The 673-nt window shown below is 75.5% G+C and carries 1 protein-coding gene; it reads left to right on the top strand.

The genetic code is table 11. The features are described from left to right. Positions 1 to 50: 50 nt before the first annotated feature. Positions 51 to 673, top strand: a 623-nt coding sequence (locus ADK60_RS24110) for a helicase associated domain-containing protein (RefSeq protein ID WP_234371234.1), incomplete at its 3' end; no start/stop codon positions are given.

Genomic DNA, 673 nt, shown 5'->3' with positions numbered 1-673 from the left:
GGGCCGGGGGTATGGAGGGTGGGCGGTACCGGCGGCTTCAGTCGCTGGGGATGGTGTGGGACGAGCAGGAGGCCGCGTTCCAGGAGAACCTGGCCGCGGCCCGGGCCTGGTACGCCGAGCACGGCACCCTGGCCGCCCCGCGCGGGGCGGTGGCGCTCGGCAAGGCGGTGGGCCAGTGGTTGTCGAACTGCCGGCGCCCCGGGGCGCTGGAGGGTCAGCCGAAGCGGGCCGCGGCGCTCGCGGAGATCGACCCGGACTGGAACCCGCAGTGGCCCCTCGTCTGGCAGCGGCACCTCGCCGGTGTCGCCCTGTGTCTGGACGGCGGCGCGACCCTGGCGGACCTGGTACCCGGAGTCAGCGTGCACGGCGACGACATCGGGCGGTGGCTGGAGCGCCAGCGCCGCCCCACGGTGTGGAACGGTCTGTTCCCCGGACAGCGCGAACACCTGACCCGCCTCGGCATCCAGCCCCTCCCCTCCCCCGACGCGCGAGACGCAGCGCAGGGCGGGCAGGGCGCGGCGGCGGATGGGCTGAAGGTGGCTGGTGGGGGTGGTGCGGCGTTCGAGCGGGGCGTGGCGGCTCTTGCGCAGTACGCCGAGCGGGAGCAGCGGGTGGTGGTGCCGCGGGGGCATGTGGAGGTGTTGGCGGACGGGAGCGAGGTGAAGCTCGGGGT

The organism is Streptomyces sp. XY431, assembly GCF_001279805.1.
Classification (GTDB): Bacteria; Actinomycetota; Actinomycetes; order Streptomycetales; family Streptomycetaceae; genus Kitasatospora; species Kitasatospora purpeofusca.
The sequence above is the reverse complement of the archived record's forward strand: the minus strand, read 5'-3'. Positions and strand labels throughout refer to the sequence as shown.